Origin of the sequence: Streptomyces sp. TP-A0356 (assembly GCF_001417775.1) — a bacterium.
Lineage (GTDB): Bacteria > Actinomycetota > Actinomycetes > Streptomycetales > Streptomycetaceae > Streptomyces.
Window position 1 is genome coordinate 67,208 of sequence record NZ_BBZJ01000034.1, and the last position, 19,700, is coordinate 86,907.

Sequence of the window (19,700 nt, forward strand, 5' to 3'; positions counted from 1 at the left end):
GGGTGTCAGCGGACAAGGCGTCGCTCCAGGGCTCGCAGGAGGAGGGAGGCGGGATAGGAGATGAGGACGAAGGCCACACCGATGACGGTGAGGGGCTCGGTGAACTGGAAGTGCTGCTGTGAGAAGAGCCGCGCCTGGCCCAGCATGTCGAGGACGGTGATCGCCATCAGCATCGGCGTGTCCTTGAGCATGGAGATCACGTAGTTGCCGAGCGCCGGAACGACCCGGCGGATCGCCTGCGGCAGGATCACGGCCGTCCAGGTGCGCCGCGTCGGCAGGCTCAGCGCGGTGGCCGCCTCCCACTGGCCGGCGGGCACGGCGTCGATGCCGGCGCGGTAGACCTGCATCGTGTACGTCGAGTAGTGCAGGCCGATCGCGACGACACCGGTGGTCAGCGCGGAGAAGGTCAGCCCCCACTCGGGCAGCACGTAGAAGAGGAAGAACAGCTGCACCAGCAGCGGGGTGTCACGGATGAACTCGGTGACGACCCCCACCGGCCAGCGCACCCACGGGGAAGGCGTGCGCATCAGCAGCGCCCACACCAGTCCGACGGCGAACGAGATCAGCGAGCCGAGGGCCAGCGCCTGGAGGGTGACGAGCAGGCCGTCCCAGAAGTGCGGCATGAAGTCGCGTACGGCGCCCCAGTCCCACTTCACGAGACACCACCTCCGACCGGCTGCGGGACGGAGACCCGGGGCTGCGGCGCCTTTCCGACCCCGGCCTTCAGCCGACGCTCCAGCCGCCGCATCAGCCGGGTGAGCAGGAAGGCGATCACGAAGTAGATCAGCAGGACGTACGTGTAGATCTGCGCGCTCTCCTGGAGCGCGAGCCGCACCAGGTTGCCGCTGAACGCCAGGTCGCCCATGCCCATGACGGAGACCAGCGCGGTGCCCTTGAGCAGTTCGACCAGCAGGTTCGAGAACGGCGGGATCATCTCCGGCACCGCCTGCGGCAGCAGGATCTTCCGCATCCGCTGCCAGGGAGTGAAGCTCAGCGCGATACCACCCTCGCGCTGCGCCGGGTCGACGGAGTTCACGGCGCCGCGCACGATCTCGGCGCCGTACGCCCCGTACGTGAGCCCCAGCGCGAGCGTGCCCGCCCACATCGGCACCAGCTGCCAGCCGAAGGCGAGCGGAAGCACGAAGAACACCCAGAAGATCATGATCAGGGCCGAGGTGCCACGGAACACCTCGGTGTAGAAGCCGGCGAGGAAGCGGACGATCCAGCGCCGGTGGGTGCGTGCGATCCCGACGGTGAAGGAGACGGCCGTGGCGAGCAGCGCGCTGAGCACGAGGAGCTGGACGGTGGTCCAGATGCCGTTGAGTACGAGTTCCCAGAGTCCCGAGGTCATCCGCGGCACAACTCCTTCGCGGTCAGGTCGGTCATCTCGGCCCTGGTGAAACCGAACGGCCGCAGAATGCGGAAGAGTTCGCCGCTGGCCTTCATCTTCTTCAGCTCGGCGTTGAAGGCGTCCCGCAGCCTTGTCTCGGTGGGCCGGAACGCGAAGCCGCCCCCGTCGATGTGGGGTCTGCCCTTGACCAGGGGCGCGAAGGGTCTCGTGGCCTCCGCCCTGCTGGACTTCCTGACGACCTCACGGGCGGTCAGCGCGGTCCCGGCGAACACGTCGACGCGTCCGGCCTCGACGGCGTTCAGCCCGGCGACCTGGTCGGGCACGATCAGGATGTCGCTCTCCTTGTACCCGGCCTCGACGGCGTACTGGATCTCCGCGTATCCGGTGCCAGTGGCGAACTTCGCCTTCTTCTCGACGACGTCCTTGTAGGTGTGCAGGCCCTTGGGGTTTCCCTTCCGCACGATGAAGGCGTCGAGCATCTGGTAGTCGGGGTCGGCGAAGATGACCTGTCGGCAGCGCTCCGGGTTGATGTACATCCCGGCCGAGACGACGTCGAACTGCTGGGAGTTCAGCCCGGGTATGAGCGAGCCGAACTCGGTCGGCACGGGCTGGACGCGGTCGACGCCGAGGCGTTTGAAGATGACCTTGGCCAGCTCCGGTGCCTCGCCGGTGAGATTGCCGTTCTTGTCGATGTAGCCGAAGGGGATCTCGCCGGCGATGCCGAGGCGAACGACGCCCTGGGCCTTGAGCCTGTTCAGCAGATCACCGCCGGGCGCGGTCGACGCCGTCGCCACGCGGCTGCAGCCGGCGGCGCCCAGCGCGCCGAACGCGGCGACGCCCGCGAGCAGTGACCGGCGAGTGGTTCCGGGTTTCCCTGCGTCATTCGTCCGTGGTGGAGCCATGGGCGCGCGGCTACCCGGGACCATGCAATGTATTCAGGCCGATTTCAGCCCCGCCCCCCGCGCGACGGTACCCCCGCTGCTTGACACGCCGTGGCGGACGCCGTCTCGGCCAACCAGGTGACTACGGGGACCGGCTCGGCGTCACCTGGGTACCCGAGCGGTGGGTCCCCATCAGGCTCTGCCCGACGAGGCAGCACACCAGGGACCCCGTATTGCCGGAAGGACCGGAAGAACCGGAAGAACAGGAAGGTTGGGCATGACCGCACTCGGATTCCTCTACCCGGGCCACTTCGCGGAGGACGACTATCCGCGCATCGAGCAGTTGCTGGCCAGTGACATCCGGCTCGACCTCGTGCACACCGACAGCGGCGAGGACGTGCACCGCGTGGACGTGCTGCGGGAGATCGGCTCACCGCGGCGGCTGGCGGCGGGTGTCGAAGAGCTGCGCCTCGCGGGCGCCGAGGCGGTCGTGTGGGCGTCCACCAGCGGCAGCTTCGTCCACGGCTGGGAAGGCGCCCACGAGCAGGTGCGCGCCATCGCGCGCACCGCCGGGATGCCGGCCTCCGCCACCTCGTTCGCCTTCGTGCACGCGGCGCGGGAGATCGGCGCGCGGCGGCTGGCCGTCGCGGCGACATACCCGGGAGACATCGCGGAGCTGTTCGCCGAGTTCCTGCGGGAGGCGGGCACGAAGGTGGTGTCGGTCCACGCCGCCGGCATCGTCACGGCGGCGGAGGTGGCCGCCTGGGGCGCGAAGGAGGTGCTGGAGCTGGCCCGGCAGGCCGACCACATCGACGCCGACGCGGTCCTGCTCCCCGACACCGCGCTCCACACCGTCGCGCACCTGGCGGCCCTGGAGCGGGAGCTCGCCAAGCCGGTCCTCACGGCGAACCAGGTCACCGTGCGGGAGGCCCTGCGTCTGGTGGACCGCCGGGTGAACGCGCCGGAGCTCGGGACGCTGTTCACGAAGGAACCGATCGTCCAGGTGTGACCCGTCCCGTGACAGCGGGGCCGGGAATAACCGGGGACTGCCTCCTGTTGTGTCTCCGACAGACGCGACGCGCACACAGGAGGCATCCCGGTGGACGAGATCCGAGGCAGCACACAGGGCACCGCCCCCGTCCCCCTGTCCGTACTGGACCTGGTCACGGTCGGCGCGGGACGCACCGCCTCCGAAGCCCTGCGCACCAGTGTCGCCCTCGCCCGCCTCGCGGAGTCCCGCGGCTTCCACCGCTACTGGGTCGCCGAACACCACTCCATGCCGGGTGTGGCGTCCTCCTCACCCGCCGTGATCCTCGCCCATCTCGCCGCCCACACGGATCGCATCCGCCTCGGCTCGGGCGGCGTGATGCTCCCGAACCACGCCCCGCTCGCCATCGCTGAGCAGTTCGGCACGCTGGAGGCCATGGCCCCCGGCCGTATCGACCTGGGCCTGGGCCGCGCCCCGGGCACCGACGGCGCCACGGCCGCCGCGCTGCGCCGCACCGACCGGCCCGACGAGGGCGCCGACGACTTCCCCCAGCAGCTCGTCGAGCTGACCCGCTTCCTCGACGACGACTTCCCGGACGGCCACCCCTACTCCCGCATCCACGCGGTCCCGGGCCCGGTACAGGGCACCTCCCCGGGTGGCGTCCAGTCCCCCCACCGGCCGCCGATCTGGCTGCTCGGCTCGTCCGGCTTCAGCGCCCGCCTGGCCGGCATGCTCGGCCTGCCCTTCGCCTTCGCCCACCACTTCTCGGCGCAGAACACCATCCCGGCGCTCGACCTGTACCGCGAGTCCTTCCGCCCGTCCGAGGTCCTCGACGCCCCGTACGCCGTGATCGGTGTGTCCGCGCTCGCCACCGACGACGAGAAGGAGGCCAGCCGGCAGGTCAGGGCCGCCGCCCTGAACATGATCCGGCTGCGCACCGGCCGCCCCGGCCTCTTCCCCACCCCGGAGGAGGCCGAGGCGTACGCATTCGGGCCGCTGGAAGAGGAGTTCGTGGCGTCCTGGGCCGCCAACATCGTCCACGGCACGGCGGACGAGGTCCGTTCCGGCCTGGACGACCTCCACAAGCGCACCGGTGCCGACGAGTTGATGCTCACGTCCCACGCCCACCGCGGCGAGTTGCGGCTGCGCTCGTACGAACTGATCGCGGACGCCTACGGCCTGCCGGTCGCATGAGCTCGGGAGGGTGCCGTCGCCACGGGGGACGGCACCCTCCCGGTCAGGTGCGGCGACAGGCCTCCGTCTCCACCAGCTCGGAGATGCGGTCCGGCGGCACGGGCCGCGAGTACAGCCACCCCTGGCCGGTGTCACAGCCGATCCTGCGCAGGCGGGAGGCCTGCGCGGAGGTCTCCACGCACTCCGCGGTGACGGTCAGGCCCAGCCGGTGGGCGAGCTGGATCACGCCCTCGACGATCACCTCGTCCGCGGGGTTGGGGTGGGCGTCCGTGCCCTCGTACTGGAAGCCGCGGACGAACGAGCCGTCCAGCTTCAGCACCGACACCGGCAGCCGGCTGAGGTAGGCGAGGTTCGAGTAGCCGGTGCCGAAGTCGTCGATGGCGATGCGTACCCCCATGTCGCTGAGCGCCTGGAGCGCCTGGAGGGGACGGCCGGCCGAGCCCATGACCGCGGACTCCGTCAGCTCCAACTGCAGCAGATGCGGGGCGAGTCCCGTCTCCGCGAGGGTCTCCGCCACGTCCGCCACGAGGTCGGAGTCCCAGACCTGACGCACCGCCACGTTCACGCTGACGAAGATCGGGGGTTCGTCCGGGCGTTCCTCCTGCCAGCGGCGCGCCTGGCGGCAGGCGGTCGCCAGTGCCCAGCGCCCGAGCTGCACGATCGAGCCGTCCTCCTCCGCCAATCCGATGAACCGATTCGGCGTCAACGTGCCGAACTGGGGGTGATGCCAGCGCACCAGCGCCTCGACCCCACGCACCCGTCCGTCCTCCATCCCCACCAACGGCTGGTACTCCAGGGCGAACTCACCCCGTTCGATGGCGGGGCGCAGACCGGAGGAGAGTGCCTGGCGGGTCATGCGGTGGGCGTTGCGCTCGGGGTCGAAGAGTGTCCAGCGGGACTTGCCGTCGGCCTTAGCCCAGTACAGCGTCGTATCGGCCGCCTGCATCAGACCGGTCGCCGTCGTCCCGGCCGCGTGCCGCTCCACGACACCGATGGACGCCGAGACGGACAGGCGCTGGCCGGCCAGGTCGAACGGCGCCTGGAGCGCCTTGAGCACCGACTCGGCCAGCTCGGCGAGTTGGTCGGTGCCCGTGGAGTCCTCCACCAGCAGGGCGAACTCGTCGCCGCCCAGCCGGGCCACCAGGGGAGTGGCGGCCCTCGCGTAGCCCGCCTCGTCCGCGCAGCGTGTCAGGCGCTCCGCGACGGCCGCGAGCAGCCGGTCGCCGACGCGGTGGCCGAGCGTGTCGTTGACGGCCTTGAAGCCGTCGAGGTCCAGGTAGCACAGCCCGATCCGGCCGGTGCCGCTCTCCTCGTACGACTCCGCCTCCAGCGAGGCCGACAGGCGCTCGAAGAACAGCGTGCGGTTGGGCAGCCTGGTCACCGCGTCGTGCATCTGCAAGTGGCGTAGCTGCGACTGGAGTTCCCGGCGGGCGCTGATGTCGGCGACCGAGAGGAGGACGGCCTTCTCGGCCTCGGGCAGCGGAGTGACCGTCACCTGGACCCACAGCGAGTGCCCGTCGGGGTGTTTGAGGCGGCGCGTGCAGCGCAGCCGGGCCTGGCGGCCGCGCAGGACCTCGCGGTACGCGTGCCAGGTGCGGGCGTCCGAGGACAGGTCCACCAGATCGGCGGCCACCCTTCCGGCCAGCCCGTCCCTGCCGATGCCGAGCAGCGACCCCATCGTCTCGTTGGCGGTGACGACCAGGCCGTCCCGGTCGACGACCGCCATGGCGAGCGGTGCGACGGCGAACACGGCGCCGAAGGAGCTGGGTTGGAGCCCGGTGGTGGGGAAGGGCGCCGGTTGCGCCGGTGCGTCGGCAGGTGGCGGAAGGGGATGCGCCCCTGGCAGGGGCGGTGGCGCGGGCGCACCCGATGACGTGGTCTCGTGACTGTCTGTGACGGCCCGGCCGACGAGGTCTGCCGCGGGCGCCGGCCCTTCGGACGTTCCGCTCACCGCTCGCTCCCGCAGTGCACTCGTTCTTCGTACGGATCTCGTGGGTCTCGTCGGGGTCGACGGCCGCGTGATGAGCGGCCGTACAAGCCGTGTTCGTGCAGGAAAGTGTGCCGATCATAGAGGCTGGTCCCGAGGCCTTCCAGCCGCTGTCCAGTCTCGAGGAACGAGCACATGTTCTGACAGATCGTTTCTGCCCGCACCTGACCCCGGTCTATCAGGCACCCGTCGGTTGTGACGTTCCGTGAGTATTCGGGGTGTCGGCCCATGTCGGCCGCCCCCTCGGTGCTCGTGCGCCGTTCTGCGCTCCCACCCCGCACTGCCCCTCCCCCGGCCGTGGCGGCCCCCTTCTGGCCTTTCCCCCGACTGATGGCGTCTCACCCTTCTGGGGCAGACAAACAGGGCGTAGTCATACAAGTAAGACAAGGCTGGGTGCGGAGTTCCCAGAACCGCACCCGGAGGTCGACGTGCCGCGTCCGCTCCCCCGCAAGGAGCCCATCCGCGAGGCCCTGAAGGGACTCGCCCGGGGCGCGGCGCCCGTTCTGCGCAGTACGGCGGCCGTGGGCACGTCGATGACGGCCCTGGTCGCGACCTCGCTCGTCACCGGCCCCGCGCTCGCCGAACCCCTGGGGGCGTCGTGCGAGCTCGGGCGCAGCCAGGTGCACCACTCGGAGGGTGTCGACACCTGGAACGCCGCCTATACGCGGCCCACACGCCCGCTCGACGCGGTCATGGTCTTCCTGTCCTTCCCGGACTCGGTGCCGGCGACCACACCGGCCGAGCTCACCGCGGACTACTTCCCGGCCACCAGCCGCTTCTTCGAACGCGCCTCGTCCGGCCGGTTCACCCTGCGTCCCCATCCGGTGGACCACTGGATCACGATGCCGCACACCTCCACGTCATATGCCATACGCAGAGACTGGAGTCCCGAGCGCCGGTCCGCCTATCTGCGGGACGCGCTCGCCGCGGCGGACAAGGACGTCGACTTCTCCCGCTACGACATCGTGTACTTCGTGGCCGACCCGAACGCGCCCGGCGTCGACTCGGACGCCACCAAGGTGGTCAACCTGGACACCCCGCTGCGGGCCGACGGCAAGGACATCCGCCGGGTGGTCACGGTCTTCGAGAAGCACCCGCCGGACCGGCTCGTCCTCGCCCACGAGACGGGCCATGTCTTCGACCTGCCCGACCTCTACCACCGCCCCGTGGACGCCAAGGGGGACTGGGACACCTACGTCGGTGACTGGGACCTCATGGGCAGCCAGTTCGGCCTCGCGCCGGATCTGTTCGCCTGGCACAAGTGGAAGCTGGGGTGGCTGGATCCGCGCCAGGTGGTGTGCGTGCGGGGAGCGGGGAGCACGCGGCTGACGCTGGAGTCGCTGGGGGCGGGGGCGGCCGGGGTGCCGCAGGTGCCGGTGAATGCGGGCGCGACCTGGGAGGCCGGTGTGACGGGTGCGGCCGTCGGTGCCGGGGAGCAGGTGCCCGGAGCCGGTGTGCAGGCGTTCGGTTCGGGGGGCGGCACCAAGCTGGCGGTCGTGCGGACGGGGCCCGACAGCGTGCTCGCCATCGAGGCGCGCGGGGCGGTGGGAAACGACAGCACAGTCTGCACGCAGGGCGTCCTGATCTACCGGATCCGCAGCGAGACGGAGTCCGGCGGCGGCCCGATCGAGGTCGTCGACGCCCACCCGCACTCCTCGGCGTGCCCGGACAGATCGGTCTATCCACCCCTCGCGGACGCCCCCGTGGGCGAGGGGGAGAGCTTCACGGTTCCGGGTGAGGGAGTCCGGGTGGAGGTGGAGGACCGGACGCCCACGGGGGCGTGGACGGTACGGATCACTCGGGCGTGAGTCAGGGTGCCGGTGGTGCTTGAGGTGTGCGCGGGGCGGTGGCCGGGGGATGTCTGGACGGGGGTGTGGGGGGGCGAGGTCCGCGACGGCGCGCGGTGGGGCCGTGCGGGGACGGTGGGTGGCGAGTGGTGTTCGCGCTGTCCGGGAGCACGGTGTGCCAGGTGGTGCGTGAGGCCTGCGCGGGGCGGTGGGCGCGGGTGCCTGAACGGGGGGTGTGAGTGGCGAAGCCCCTGCGGCGCGCGGCGGGGCCGCGCAGAAACGACGATGGCGAGTCGTGTTCGCGCTGTCCGCGAACACGACTCGCCATCGTCATCGTGCGCCGCCAGGGACTCGAACCCCGGACCCGCTGATTAAGAGTCAGCTGCTCTAACCAACTGAGCTAGCGGCGCCTGCTGACGTCGTAGACCTTAGCACCCTGGTCGGCGGGAGGAAAAATCGATATGTGTGCGGTGGCGGAGGCGGCGGCGCGGGCCGCTCCGACGGCCGCCCAGAGGACGACTTCCGGGCCGGGCAGCCAGGGGTGGCGGCTGTCGGGCGCGACGAGCCACCGGGACTCGGGGCGGGCGGCGGCGGTGGCCGTGGGAGGGTCCGAGGGACAGACGGCGGGGACGGTCACGGCGTCACCGGGCCCGTGGCACAGCAGCGGCGGAATCTCGTGGGCGCGCCCGCCCCACTCCTCCCAGTCGAGCAGCGCCGGTAGCCGCCGGGCGGTGCCAGGTGCCGCGAACAGCAGCATCCGCCCCCGGTGCATGGCGACGGGCCCGGACCCCGGCCCCTCGTCCCAGAGCCGGTCGAGCATGCGCCGCCCGAAGATCGCGGGGGCGTTGACGACATCGAACGTGGTGCCGCAGGGCAGCACCACCGGGGCGGTGGGGCGCTCCGCCCAGTATGCGAGCGTGCTACGCGGATACGTTCCTGCCGAGGCGAGCCAGGCGGCGCCCTCCGAGGTGGCGCTGAAGGGTTGGGTGCTCGGCGTTCGACTGCTCATACCGCCAGATGTACCGGCTGTGAGCAATCCGTCTCCGAGAGTTGCGGAAATCCGGGACAGGAGAGGCGGTACGCAGTATTGTGCCGCCCGGCATATGCCGCCTGATCATTCGAGCCTCCGGCGTGACCGTCGGGGGCCGCCGGCATGATCGTCGCGGGTCGCCGACGCTCAGCCCAGGTTCTCCGGGCCGGTCGCGTCCGCCCCGCGCATCAGGTCCTGGCCGAACTCCACCATCTTCTTCGCGTAGTCCTCGGTCCACTCCGCCCGCTCGGCGATCGCCGCGGGTGTCAGCCGGTCGAAGCGGCGCGGATCGGCGAGCTGGGCGGCGGCGATCGCCTGGAACTCCACCGCACGGTCCGCCGCCGCACGGAACGCCTGGGCCAGCTCCGTCGCCCGCGCCAGCAGCGCGCGCGGGTCGTCCATCGACTCCAGGTCGAAGAAGTGCTCCGGGTCGGAGGCCGCCTCCGCGGGCTCGAAGAGCAGGGGCGCGGGGCGTAGCCGCGGCTCGTTCCGACGCGGCGTGGGCTCCGCCATGTCTTCTCCTCCTCGTACGGTTCGAGTGGTGTCCCTCTCGGGTGGGCCACCGTCCATTGTCTCGCGGCGACGCAAGAGGGCAGGGTCGAACGCCGCGCGCCCGCCCCGCGCCCCCCGCGCCGCACGGTTCCCCCACCCTCAAGGCGGCCGGGCCACGTGATGTTCCCCGCTGGTCGGGCCCACGCGTCGGCCGCACGGGTGCCGGGGAGCCGGTCAGGGCCGCCACGTCACCCGGTGTTCCGCCAGATGAGCCAGCACCGCGTGGTTGGCCTCCCAGCCGTCCGGGAACTTCACCGTGACCCCCAGCTGCACCGGCTCCGTCGACGGATGGTCGTCCAGCAGCTCCGTCACCCCGGCCCGGCACACCACGATGCACGCGTGCCGGTGGCGGGACGCCAGCACGCACAGGCGCCCGGTTTCGAGATGGAACGCCGTGGCGTCCGGTCTTCCCGACAGCGGGTGCAGCACCACCGTCACATCGAACTCCCGGCCCTGCAGCCGGTTGGCCGTGTCCACCGTCACGTCCGTCACCCCGAGACCGGCCAGCGCGGAGCGCACCGCGGCCGCCTGGTCCCGGTGTGCCGTGCCGACGGCGATCCGGTCCGCGGTCAGCGGCACCGGCTCCGCGGCCCGCTCGGAGACCGCGGCCCCGCCCCGGTCGAGCAGCCGCCGCACCACCCGGGCGACCGCCCGCACCGCCTCGGGATCCGTCCGCGGCGTGTGCCGGGCGGGCAGCTCGAGCAGCCCCCAGCCGGTCTCCGCCGCCTCGTCGATCACCCGGTCGGGCCCCGAGCCGTCCGAGGCCATCCCGAACGAGAGCCTCCGGTCCCCGTGCCCCGTCCCGCTGCGGAACGGCGTGTACGGATAGAACGCGTCCGACACCAGCGGCGCCGCCGACGCCGGCAGCCGCCACGACACCGGCAGCCGGTGCTGCGGCAGCTCGGGATTGTGGGCCAGGAGCGTCGTCACCGCGGACGCCGACGGGTCGTACGACAGGCCCGCCCACTGCTCCGCGCCCACGATCGCGAACGGGTCCAGCTGCCCCGGATCGCCCACGAACAGTGCCCGCTCGAACAGGCCCGCCACCGCCAGCAGTGCGTCCGAGCGCATCTGGTACGCCTCGTCGACGATCGCGTGCCGCCACGGCTCGACGTCCTTGACGTGGGCCCACTTGGCGGCCGTCGAGATGACGACGTCCAGGCCCGCCAGATCGGCCGCCTTCGTCGACTTGCGGACGTGCGGCAGGTCGTCGAGCGCCTTGTCGTACGGGTCGGGGTCGCTGCTGTGCAGCCGACCGACCGGAACGCCGGGATCCTTCTCCGCCAGCCGCAGCACCAGGTCGTCCACCTGCGCGTTGGTCTGCGCGATCACCATCAACGGCCGTCCGGCGGAGGCGAGTTCGAGCGCCGCCCGGACGACGAGCGTCGACTTCCCGGCGCCCGGCGGCGAGTCGACGACGACCCCGCGGTGCGCGCCGTGCAGCGTGTCGCGCAGGATCGCCTCGGTGGCCCGGGCGGCCGCCGTCCCGGGATCGAGGGCCCGGCCCGGCTGGGCGAACACGGTCACAGCACGTCCTCCTCGGTCACCGGATCGGGCCTCGGTACGGCGTGGGACTCGCCCGGCGGCCCGCCGTGCGTCCAGGGCGTCTCCTCCGGCTCGGGCAGCTTCGCCCCGCCGCGCTGCTCGTGCTCGAACAGCGTGAAGCACACCTGGTCGCCCTTCTCGGGAACGGATCCGGCCTCCGGCTCCTTGCCGCGGCCCATCTTGTCGACGATGCGCAGGATCACGAGGCCGGCCGCCGCGCCGTTGCCGCCGTACTCCCCGTCTCCCTCGCAGGGCTCGTGCCCGACGAACTCGGCCGCCTGCGGCTTCCCGCCCAGCGACCGGTACACCTTCGTGCGCTCCCCGAGATGCGGCCGGTCCTCGGTCCGTACGGTCACCAGCGGGCGGGGGCTCGGCCGCTTGCCCTCGCTGTACGCCATCACGACGTCCGTGACCTCGCCCGCGAACGCCTCCCCGGCGAGCCGCCGCCCGGCCATGACCAGCGGGTCGTCGAGCGCCTCCTGGGCGTCAAGACGCGCTTGTTCGCGCTCGCGCGTGGCGAGCTTGTTGGCCGCCGTGACCGCGTCGTCGCGTCGCGGCTGCGGCGGCTCCCCGGCGGCCACGCGATCCCGGTGGCCGGTGAAGGACCAGCGGTCACGGGTCCACCGGTCCACGACGTGCGCACCTTCCGGCAGCGCGCGCAGCAGGTCGAGGCCGCGCCACACCGCGTCCCAGGTCGGACGCGTACGGCTCTCCACGAGATCGCGGATCTCCCGCTCGGCGGCGGCGAGTTCGCCGAACCGGCCGTCCGCCTCGACGCCGTCCTCGGCGGCGGCGAGCCGGGTGCGCGCGCGGTCGTGGCGCTCGATGGCCGGGGCGAGCAGCTTGTTGTCGAAGGCCGGGTCGGTGGCCGGTCCGGCAGGCGGACACAGCAACTGGCCGCCGCCGTCCCGTGCGAGCTCGGCCCGCAGCGCCGCCTCCGCGCCCGTGGCCCCGTCCGGCGGGTCGATCCAGGCGAGCAGCGCGCCCAGGTGCTGGTCCTCCAGGCCGGACTGTCCGGTCGCCCAGTGCCGCGCCAGCACCTCGGTGAGGGCGAGCAGCAGCGAGGAGCCCGGAACCCGGGCGCGCTCCCCGAAGTGGGTGAACCAGCGGCCGAGCAGCGGCACCCGCGGGGGAGCCGGATGCGGGGCCTCCGGGTCCTGCTCGGCGGTGCGGCGGAACCGCATGGAGCGCCCCAGGAGCCGTACGAATTCGACGCCCGCCCGGCTCGGCACGATCAGCTGCGCGGCGTCCGCGCACAGGTCGACCTCGACCTTGACCCGCTTGCCGGTCTCGGGGTCGGTCTCGGTGCGCTCGGCGGGCTCCACCGCGTCGGCATACCCGTCGATGTAGGGCAGGACGATGTCCGCCAGTTCGGCGAGGAAGGCGAACCTGAGGTCGCGGTCGCGTGGCTGCGGCACCACGAGCAGCCGGGGCGCGTCCCGGTCGGTGCCGACGAGCGCCCCGAGCGGCGCCCCGGCCTCGCCGGCCGTGGTGAGCGGCACGAAGACCAGGGGCCGCTCGGACAGATGCCGGTGCCGGACGGTGGCGGCGGGCTGCGCTCGGCCGGACCGCACGGCCTCCAGCCGGGCGAGCGTGGCGATCAGCGACATACGGCGGCCTCCCCGGCGAGCGCGTCCGCCCGCAGCCGAGCCGCCCGGCGCAGGGCCGCCACCGCCGGGTCGTCCGGGTCCCCGGCCGTCCCATGGGCGGCGGCCAGGACCTCGTCCACCGTCGCCAGACCGCCCAGCTCGGCCCGCAGCGACCGCCCGTACGACGTCACCGCGCCCTGCGCACGGGAGCGGTCGCGGCAGTGGAAGGCCAGTTCGCAGGCGGCCAGGCACTCGGGTGCGTATGTCGCCGGGACCGACTCGACCGCGGCCGTCAGCTCCTCCCGCGGGAGGTCCGGGGCGAAGCACGTGCCCTCGGGGAGGGCGTCCGCGATCTCCTCGATGCGGGTGAGGCGGGCAAGCTGGCGCCGGGTGACCGCGCGCTGCTTGCGGACGTCGACGGGGGAGGCGGTCGGCAGGTTGGAGAAGTCCTTCGGGCAGACCAGCAGGACCCGGTGGCGCACCACGGCCGGGGGAGTGACGCGGGCGGCGACCTCCTCCAGCGCCAGCACGTACACGGCGGACTGCCGGGCGGCCGCTCCGACCTTCGCCGGGTCCGCCGAACCGTCCAGCATCGGGAAGGACTTGATCTCCACGACGGTCCAGCTGCCGTCCGGGTGCACCACCACCGCGTCGGGCTCCAGGAACGTGGGGGAGCCCGCCACGTCGAGGGCGAGCATGGGGTGGTCCAGCAGTGTCCAGGCGCGTGCCCCGGTCGCCTCGCGCAACGCCAGCGCCGTACGGGCCGCGCGGCCCTCCGGCCCCACGGCGGCCAGGTCGGGCACGAGGGCTTCGTCCGGCGCCTGGGCGGTGGGGTCGAGCTTCTCGCGCACCAGCCGCAGCAGCTCCGCGCCGCCGTCCGCCTTGACCCTGGCCTCGAACGAGTTGCCTCGCATGAAGGCGAACTGCGACTGTCCGAACGCCGACGGCGCGCCCAGCGCGGCCGCCAGCGTCGCCTTGTTCACCCCCGCGCCGTCCAGGAGCGCGCGTCGTCGGCACCCGGGGTTCGCGGCGAGCGCGGCGAGGGCACGCGCGTCGAGCGCCTTGGGCGGTACGGACGGGCCGCGCAGCTCAGCGAGCCTTCCCCAGACTCTCGGCTTCGCTCGAGCAGGGGAGACCCCAAGCTGCTGCGCCGTCCCCCGCGTCCGCGGGAGAGGCACCCGGCTCGGCTCCCGGTCCGGGGTCGGAGGTGCGCTGTCGGGGAATTCGCTCACCCGTGGAAGTCTGGCATCCGCCACTGACAATTGAGGAACCGGCGGCGGCAGAGGCGTCCGGGACGGTTGCGAACCGCGCCCGCAGCCGGACCTTGACCGTGGCCACCGCCCGCATCAGCGGGAGGGCCGGCAGGAAGCCGACGCCCATGACGGCGACGCCCGCGGCCGCATCGAGGAAGTAGTGGTTGGCGGTGCCCATCACGACGATCGTGGTCAGCAGCGGATAGGCGACGCCGACCGCCTTGGCCCAGCGCGTGCGGCCGTACCGCCACAGCATCACTCCGCACCACAGCGCCCAGCCGACGTGCAGGCTCGGCATCGCCGCGTACTGGTTCGTCATACCGCCCAGGCCCCGCGGCGCGCTCGCCTGGCCGCCCCACCAGCCGTACGAGCTGTACTGGGCCATCGAGTCGACGAAGCCGTGGCCCGCGGCCAGCAGCCGGGGCGGGCAGGTCGGCATCAGCGAGAAGCCGATCAGGCCGATGAACGTCGAGCTCAGCAGCCAGGTGCGGGCCGCGCGGTAGTGTGCCGCGCGGCGCCTGAACAGCCACACCAGGATCGCCGGGGTCACCAGGTAGTGCAGCGACGCGTACCAGAAGTCGGCCGGTACGCCGAGCCACGCCTCCCGGGTGAAGAGCCGGTTGAGCGGGTGCTCGGCGTCGATGTGCAGCAGCTTCTCCAGGCGCAGGATCGCCAGGCCGTGGTCGACGGCGTCGGAGACATCGCCCCGGGCGAGAAGCCGGCCCGCGGAGTACGAGGCGTACACCACCAGGACCAGGGGCAGTTCGGTCCACCATCGCAGCCGGGTCAGCGGGCTCACCCCGGTGCCTGGTGTCTCGGCCTGCGGCATCCGATCCGCCCTCCCCCTTCTGCTGCGCTGCGGCTCCCGGTGGTCCGGTCGTGCCACCTTACGGTGGCTCCGTCCGCCTCCGTGGAGCGCCCCCGGCCCTCAAAGACGCAGCGATCGCCCGCCGGGTTGCCCGGGAAGCGGGTGCGCGATGATGGTGTGACCTCCTTGTTGATTCATCCCGGAAAGGCCCCTCATGGCACCGCGCATCCTGTTGGCCCGGCACGGACAGACGGAGTGGTCGCTGTCCGGCAAGCACACCGGCAGGACCGACGTGCCGCTCCTGGAGGAGGGCCGACGGGGCGCCAAGCTCCTGGGGGAGCGGCTGCACCGGGCGCCGTTCGACGGGCTGCCCGGGGTCGAGGTGCGCACGAGCCCGCTGGCACGCGCGCGTGAGACGTGCGAGCTCGCCGGGTTCGGCGAACGGGCGAACGCCTGGGACACGTTGATGGAGTGGGACTACGGGGCGTACGAGGGGATGACGCCGGCCGAGATCCGGGCGATCCGGCCGGGCTGGCTGATCTGGCGCGACGGGGTCCCCGAGGGGGAGACCCTGGCCGAGGTCTCCGCGCGCGCGGACGAGGTCGTCGCCTGGGCGCGCGCGGCCGATCGCGACGTGCTGGTCTTCGCGCACGGCCACATCCTGCGCTCCATAGGCGCGCGTTGGCTGGGCCTGCCGCTGGACTTCGCGGCGCGGATCAGGCTCAACCCGACGTCCCTGTCGGTCCTGGGATGGGCCTACGGGGAGCCGGCGATCGAGTCCTGGAACGAATGCGGTCATCTCTGAGCCGCCGCCAGGACCGTTCCATCCGTCAGGCCGTGCGCGGCTGCGACGCGTGCCGGTCCAGGAACGCCGACACGCCCGCAGCGCGCCGGTGCGGCAGGAGGACCCTCGCCGTGCCCGCCAGCATCGTCTGGATCCGGGACGACTGGACCTGGTCCAGCAGATCCAGGACGCGCTCGCCGGCCGTGGCCGCCTCGTCGGGCCGGCCGCCGCGCGCCAGGTCGTCCGCCAGTTCCGCCGTGTACAGGGCGATGTTCCGGGTGAAGTGCGGGTCCTGGAGCTGCGCGGCGCGCCGGGCGTGCCGGGCGGCGCGCGGCCAGTCGCCCAGGGTCGACCAGCACTGCGCCTCCAGGCCTTCCAGTTCGGCCTCGCCGTAGAAGGTCATCCACTCGGGGTCCGAGTCCGTCGCCCCGCGCTCGAACAGGGCCTGTGCGCGGGCCAGAGCCTGCTCGCAGCCCGCGCGGTCCGCGAGCCCCGCCCAGCCGCCCGCCTCGCGCAGGGCGAGCAGCGACATGAGGCGGTGCGAGCCGAGCGGGCGCGCGGCGCGCTGCGCCGCCTGCGCCGCCCGTACGGCTTCCCGCGGGCGGCCCGCGTCGCGCGCGAGGAACGCCGTGTTGCAGAACGCGTGCGCCTCCAGGGCCGGGTCCCCGGCCATCCGGGCCGTCGCCAGCGCCTCCGCGTAGTGCGAGCGGGCGTCGTCGAAGCGTCCCGAGTCGTGCGCCAACCACCCTACCGAGATGGCGAGTTCACCCGCGCCCGAGTACAGCCGGTCGGCGACGGTCTGCCGGGTCGTCCCCGCGTCGAGCAGCGCGTACGCGGTGCGGAGAGGGGCCGCGGCGCGCCGGTAGAGCCCGTCTGCGCCGTGCCGGTCGTCGAGCAGGCGGATCTTGCGTACGGCCTCTTCGAGCGCGCCGGCCTCGGATGAGCCCGCGCGGTGGACGGGACGTCCGGCGGCCGCTGCCGGACCGCCGAAGGTGAGCCCGAAGGGGCCCAGGGAGGCGGCCGCCACCGTGACGGTGCCGCCGGTCATGAATGCGCGACGCTGCACGTCGCTCTCCTCGTGGTTCTGTTCGTCGTACGCGTGTGTGCCGTACGACTCGTGCGTCTCATAGCTGTCTGGTGTTACATAGGTCTCACACGCCCCGTGCGTCTCACCTGGGCCGTGCGGACGGCTGTTGGTGTGCATGGGGGGCGCCTCGTCGGCGGTGCGCGCCCCACGGCCGCGTACCGCGGAGCGGGGTGCGAACCCCAGGTCCACGAGCGTGCGACCGGGGAACATGTGCAGGAACACACGTTCGTAGGCGTAGTTGGGGCAGCGGATCTCGCCGGCCTCCACGCGCCCGATGTACCGCGCGTCACAGCTGACCCGCTCGCCGATCTCGCGTGCGGCGCGCCGCACCGCCGCGGCGAACTCGCCCGGCGAGCGCTGGCCGCGCAACTGCCGGAAGGCGAGGTTTGGCCGCGGTGGCCGGGGGAACTGGGACGAGGTCATGGCCGGGCCCTCTCGTGCGAACCGTCGAACCATGCCGGAATCAGGGTGACTTGTCCGCGTGGTGCCAGTTGGTTCCCTGCGTCCGGCGGGGCAAGAACGTACCTTCCCCGCGAGGCCCGTCATGCCAGGTTTGGCTACAAACCGGATATCTCATGCGTGATCTGCCATGAACTGCCATCCTTTGCGGCGGTGGTGTGCCGTTGCCGTTGACGTCCGGGCGCGTTGAGCCTCGCGGAGCGGGAGCCCCCCGGACTCCCGACCCATCTCAACGTCGAGGAGGGGTTCGTTTTGGAGGCCGGGATGCACACCACGCAGAGCACCGAGTTCCGTACGCAACTGTCGACCGCTCGGCACGTGCCGGCCCCGGAGTGCGGCGCACCCCCGCACCAGGCCCCCGACCTCGTGACCGTCCCGGCCCGGCAGGGCCTTGAGGCGGTCGACATCCTTCGCCGCGGTGCGGGCGACTGCGTCGGGCTCGTCCTGCACGACGACGGCTGCGACACCCTTGGCTTCCTGGTTCCGCCCGGCACGGCGGACGGATGGGACGTCCCGGGCAGTACGTGCACGCAGACGGACGGACGCGGCATGAGCCTCGCCGCCCCGCAGCCCCCGGTCGAGGGCACGGGCTGGCTGCTCCCGCCCGGCGAGGCGGAACTGGCCACGGACCCGGCGGTGCTGCGCCAGGCCCTCGGGGAGGCGGCCCGCCTGATCGAGGCGGCGGACAACTGCCGCTGAACGACTCGCACCGGCCGGGCGGTCCCGCCGCTGACCTGCGTCGGCGCCTCCCGGTGACCGCCGATGGGACGGTACCGGCGTTCCCCCTGATAATGGCGGGATGGGCAGGTCACGCAACGCGCGGCGGGGGCAGGCCGCCGAGGCCGTCGTCGAGGCGGTCGACGGCGGGCTCGCCCAGCTGATACCCGACCGGGACCGGGCGCGCGCCTGGACCCTCCTCATCGACGGCGCCCCGCAGTCGCACGTCGACCTCGATGACCCGGGGCACCTCACCTTCGAGTACCAGCGCCGCCTCGGCCACGTCATCGACCTGGCCGCCCCACCGGGCCGCCCTGTGCACGCCGTGCACCTCGGCGGGGGCGCCTTCACTCTCGCGCGCTACATCGCCGCCACCCGCCCCCGCTCCACCCAGCAGATCGTCGAGCGCGACGCGGCCCTCGTCCAACTCGTGCGGCGCGCACTGCCGCTGGACCCGAACGCCCGCATCCGGGTGCGCTCCACCGACGCCCGCGAGGGTCTCGCGAAGGTGCCGGATGCCTGGGCGGATCTGGTCATCGCTGATGTGTTCAGTGGGGCACGCACCCCCGCCCACTTGACCTCGGTCGAGTTCCTCACCGAGGTGCGCAGGGCGCTGAGGGACGGTGGCCTGTACGCGGCCAACCTCGCCGACGGCCCGCCGCTCGCCCATCTGCGCGGCCAGATCTCGACCGCCGCGGCCGTCTTCCCGCAGCTCGCCCTGGTCGCCGACCCGGCCGTCCTGCGCGGCAAGCGCTTCGGGAACGCGGTCCTGGTCGCCTCCGCCCATCCCCTCCCGGTCTCCGAACTGACCCGCCGCGCCGCCACCGACCCGCACCCCGCACGCGTGGAGCACGGCCGGGCGCTCACCGACTTCACGGGCGGCGCGGCGGCGGTCACGGACGCGGCGGCGGTGGCGTCACCGGCGCCGCCCCCGTCGGTCTTCCGCTGACCCGACGCGCCCGGCGACCACCGCGCGATCCGTGGCCGCGAGCACGCACCGGACGCCGCTCCTTGTCCCACGGAGATCCGTCAGCAGCGCCCTAGTAGTTCCCGATCTCCACATGGGGCGGGCCGTCGTGCCAGGTGCAGATCACGGAGACCCGCTGCGTGCCCGAGGTGAACTCCACACGGATCCATGTGTCCGTCTTCCACACCTGCATCGACCAGCCCGGCCCCGGCGTCGCCGACACCAGCGTCGCGTACGTCCCCCCGAGGTCGAAGACCACCCGCCCGCCGCCGGTGTCGTAACTCCTGACCTGCCCGGCCGGGGACGTGGTGGGCGAGGGACTGGGGCCCGGGCTCGCGACGGCCGTCCTGGAGGGCGTCGGCGTCGGGCTCGGCGCGGGCTTCCTGCTCGGGCTCCTCGACGGCTCGGGCCGCTCCGTCGACGACGTGAGCGATGTCGTCCCCTGCGTGGTCGCGCCGCCCGCCGTGATGGGCAGGGCGCGCGGCGGGTCGTAAGCCGTCCCCGCCATGACGGTGTGGACACCCCACCACGACAGCGTGACCGCCGCGCCCGTGGCGAGCGACCACGCCAGTACGTGTACGAGTCCTCTGAACATCCCGGCCATACTGCCTCACGCGCCCCACCGGTGTCTCACGGGTCGCACACAGTTCCGTTTGTCCCATTGCCGCAAAGGGAGTTGTCCACAGGCCCCGAACCGGCGTGTGCGGATGGCGTACGGTGC

At 72.7% G+C, this 19,700-nt stretch carries 18 protein-coding genes and 1 tRNA gene; 6 read left to right on the top strand and 13 right to left on the bottom strand.

Features of this window, described 5'->3' with window-relative positions; translation table 11 throughout:
- Window positions 1-5: 5 nt before the first annotated feature.
- Genes ehuD through ehuB form a run of 3 tightly spaced genes read right to left on the bottom strand, consistent with a single transcriptional unit; the run spans window position 6 to window position 2,253 of the window.
- Window positions 6-656 (bottom strand): ectoine/hydroxyectoine ABC transporter permease subunit EhuD, encoded by a 651-nt coding sequence (ehuD, locus tag ASC56_RS33230; RefSeq protein WP_055495309.1) that lies wholly within the window; start codon window positions 654-656, stop codon window positions 6-8.
- Window positions 653-1,351 carry an ectoine/hydroxyectoine ABC transporter permease subunit EhuC gene (gene ehuC / locus ASC56_RS33235; protein WP_055495310.1) on the bottom strand — a complete coding sequence of 233 codons (699 nt, stop codon included), beginning with the start codon at window positions 1,349-1,351 and terminating at the stop codon, window positions 653-655. Before ehuC ends, ehuD begins: the two co-directional genes overlap by 4 nt.
- Entirely contained in the window at window positions 1,348-2,253 is a 906-nt protein-coding gene (ehuB, locus tag ASC56_RS33240) for an ectoine/hydroxyectoine ABC transporter substrate-binding protein EhuB (RefSeq protein ID WP_055495311.1), read from the bottom strand. Before ehuB ends, ehuC begins: the two co-directional genes overlap by 4 nt.
- A gap of 256 nt (window positions 2,254-2,509) precedes the next feature.
- Here ehuB and ASC56_RS33245 point away from each other — a divergent pair, with 256 nt between their 5' ends.
- Both ASC56_RS33245 and ASC56_RS33250 read left to right on the top strand, forming a co-directional pair.
- Entirely contained in the window at window positions 2,510-3,241 is a 732-nt protein-coding gene (locus tag ASC56_RS33245; protein ID WP_055495312.1) for a decarboxylase, read from the top strand.
- A gap of 84 nt (window positions 3,242-3,325) precedes the next feature.
- Entirely contained in the window at window positions 3,326-4,414 is a 1,089-nt protein-coding gene (locus tag ASC56_RS33250; protein ID WP_055495313.1) for an LLM class flavin-dependent oxidoreductase, read from the top strand.
- A gap of 43 nt (window positions 4,415-4,457) precedes the next feature.
- Here the strand turns inward: ASC56_RS33250 and ASC56_RS33255 are convergent, their stop codons facing one another.
- Window positions 4,458-6,365 (bottom strand): bifunctional diguanylate cyclase/phosphodiesterase, encoded by a 1,908-nt coding sequence (locus ASC56_RS33255; protein WP_055495314.1) that lies wholly within the window; start codon window positions 6,363-6,365, stop codon window positions 4,458-4,460.
- A 464-nt stretch (window positions 6,366-6,829) separates the two neighbouring features.
- Between ASC56_RS33255 and ASC56_RS33260 the strand changes: the two genes are divergently transcribed.
- Window positions 6,830-8,209, top strand: a complete 1,380-nt coding sequence (locus ASC56_RS33260) for a M6 family metalloprotease domain-containing protein (RefSeq protein ID WP_055495315.1) — start codon at window positions 6,830-6,832, stop codon at window positions 8,207-8,209.
- A 315-nt stretch (window positions 8,210-8,524) separates the two neighbouring features.
- On the opposite strand, the gene ASC56_RS33265 is transcribed toward ASC56_RS33260, so the two are convergent.
- The 7 genes from ASC56_RS33265 to ASC56_RS33290 all read right to left on the bottom strand — a co-directional run bounded on the left by ASC56_RS33265 (window position 8,525) and on the right by ASC56_RS33290 (window position 14,986).
- Window positions 8,525-8,598, bottom strand: a tRNA-Lys gene (locus ASC56_RS33265).
- Window positions 8,589-9,197, bottom strand: a complete 609-nt coding sequence (locus ASC56_RS37325) for a bifunctional DNA primase/polymerase (RefSeq protein WP_063785041.1) — start codon at window positions 9,195-9,197, stop codon at window positions 8,589-8,591. The genes ASC56_RS33265 and ASC56_RS37325 overlap by 10 nt, the downstream gene beginning before the upstream one ends.
- A gap of 168 nt (window positions 9,198-9,365) precedes the next feature.
- On the bottom strand, window positions 9,366-9,731 hold the full coding sequence (locus ASC56_RS33270; protein WP_055495316.1) for a hypothetical protein: 366 nt from the start codon (window positions 9,729-9,731) through the stop codon (window positions 9,366-9,368).
- 213 nt (window positions 9,732-9,944) lie between these two features.
- Complete coding sequence (locus tag ASC56_RS33275; RefSeq protein WP_199836135.1) at window positions 9,945-11,297, bottom strand: AAA domain-containing protein; 1,353 nt, start codon at window positions 11,295-11,297, stop codon at window positions 9,945-9,947.
- The gene (locus ASC56_RS33280) at window positions 11,294-12,925 is read right to left on the bottom strand and encodes a hypothetical protein (RefSeq protein WP_055495317.1); all 1,632 of its coding nucleotides are present in this window, start codon (window positions 12,923-12,925) and stop codon (window positions 11,294-11,296) included. Before ASC56_RS33280 ends, ASC56_RS33275 begins: the two co-directional genes overlap by 4 nt.
- Entirely contained in the window at window positions 12,916-14,082 is a 1,167-nt protein-coding gene (locus ASC56_RS33285; protein WP_371330347.1) for a hypothetical protein, read from the bottom strand. Before ASC56_RS33285 ends, ASC56_RS33280 begins: the two co-directional genes overlap by 10 nt.
- Window positions 13,994-14,986 (bottom strand): phosphatase PAP2 family protein, encoded by a 993-nt coding sequence (locus ASC56_RS33290; RefSeq protein ID WP_055495318.1) that lies wholly within the window; start codon window positions 14,984-14,986, stop codon window positions 13,994-13,996. The genes ASC56_RS33285 and ASC56_RS33290 overlap by 89 nt, the downstream gene beginning before the upstream one ends.
- A 193-nt stretch (window positions 14,987-15,179) precedes the next feature.
- Here ASC56_RS33290 and ASC56_RS33295 point away from each other — a divergent pair, with 193 nt between their 5' ends.
- On the top strand, window positions 15,180-15,770 hold the full coding sequence (locus ASC56_RS33295) for a histidine phosphatase family protein (RefSeq protein ID WP_055495319.1): 591 nt from the start codon (window positions 15,180-15,182) through the stop codon (window positions 15,768-15,770).
- A 25-nt stretch (window positions 15,771-15,795) separates the two neighbouring features.
- Here ASC56_RS33295 and ASC56_RS33300 read toward each other — a convergent pair whose 3' ends face one another.
- The gene (locus ASC56_RS33300; protein WP_199836136.1) at window positions 15,796-17,259 is read right to left on the bottom strand and encodes a hypothetical protein; all 1,464 of its coding nucleotides are present in this window, start codon (window positions 17,257-17,259) and stop codon (window positions 15,796-15,798) included.
- A 300-nt stretch (window positions 17,260-17,559) separates the two neighbouring features.
- Between ASC56_RS33300 and ASC56_RS33305 the strand changes: the two genes are divergently transcribed.
- Window positions 17,560-17,994: a hypothetical protein gene (locus ASC56_RS33305; RefSeq protein WP_234377177.1), complete on the top strand. Its 435-nt coding sequence runs from the start codon at window positions 17,560-17,562 to the stop codon at window positions 17,992-17,994.
- Window positions 17,995-18,094: 100 nt separating this feature from the next.
- The gene (locus ASC56_RS33310) at window positions 18,095-18,961 is read left to right on the top strand and encodes a spermidine synthase (protein ID WP_055495321.1); all 867 of its coding nucleotides are present in this window, start codon (window positions 18,095-18,097) and stop codon (window positions 18,959-18,961) included.
- A gap of 91 nt (window positions 18,962-19,052) precedes the next feature.
- Here ASC56_RS33310 and ASC56_RS33315 read toward each other — a convergent pair whose 3' ends face one another.
- On the bottom strand, window positions 19,053-19,574 hold the full coding sequence (locus ASC56_RS33315) for a hypothetical protein (protein WP_055495346.1): 522 nt from the start codon (window positions 19,572-19,574) through the stop codon (window positions 19,053-19,055).
- Window positions 19,575-19,700: the final 126 nt, after the last annotated feature.

Excerpts from the sequence above, each read along its gene's own strand:
- ehuC (WP_055495310.1), bottom strand. The coding sequence starts at position 1,351 with ATGACCTCGGGACTCTGGGAACTCGTACTCAACGGCATCTGGACCACC.
- ehuB (WP_055495311.1), bottom strand. The coding sequence starts at position 2,253 with ATGGCTCCACCACGGACGAATGACGCAGGGAAACCCGGAACCACTCGC.
- ASC56_RS33245 (WP_055495312.1), top strand. The coding sequence starts at position 2,510 with ATGACCGCACTCGGATTCCTCTACCCGGGCCACTTCGCGGAGGACGAC.
- ASC56_RS37325 (WP_063785041.1), bottom strand. The coding sequence starts at position 9,197 with ATGAGCAGTCGAACGCCGAGCACCCAACCCTTCAGCGCCACCTCGGAG.
- ASC56_RS33270 (WP_055495316.1), bottom strand. The coding sequence starts at position 9,731 with ATGGCGGAGCCCACGCCGCGTCGGAACGAGCCGCGGCTACGCCCCGCG.
- ASC56_RS33280 (WP_055495317.1), bottom strand. The coding sequence starts at position 12,925 with ATGTCGCTGATCGCCACGCTCGCCCGGCTGGAGGCCGTGCGGTCCGGC.
- ASC56_RS33290 (WP_055495318.1), bottom strand. The coding sequence starts at position 14,986 with ATGCCGCAGGCCGAGACACCAGGCACCGGGGTGAGCCCGCTGACCCGG.
- ASC56_RS33295 (WP_055495319.1), top strand. The coding sequence starts at position 15,180 with ATGGCACCGCGCATCCTGTTGGCCCGGCACGGACAGACGGAGTGGTCG.
- ASC56_RS33300 (WP_199836136.1), bottom strand. The coding sequence starts at position 17,259 with ATGACCTCGTCCCAGTTCCCCCGGCCACCGCGGCCAAACCTCGCCTTC.
- ASC56_RS33305 (WP_234377177.1), top strand. The coding sequence starts at position 17,560 with ATGCACACCACGCAGAGCACCGAGTTCCGTACGCAACTGTCGACCGCT.
- ASC56_RS33310 (WP_055495321.1), top strand. The coding sequence starts at position 18,095 with ATGGGCAGGTCACGCAACGCGCGGCGGGGGCAGGCCGCCGAGGCCGTC.
- ASC56_RS33315 (WP_055495346.1), bottom strand. The coding sequence starts at position 19,574 with ATGTTCAGAGGACTCGTACACGTACTGGCGTGGTCGCTCGCCACGGGC.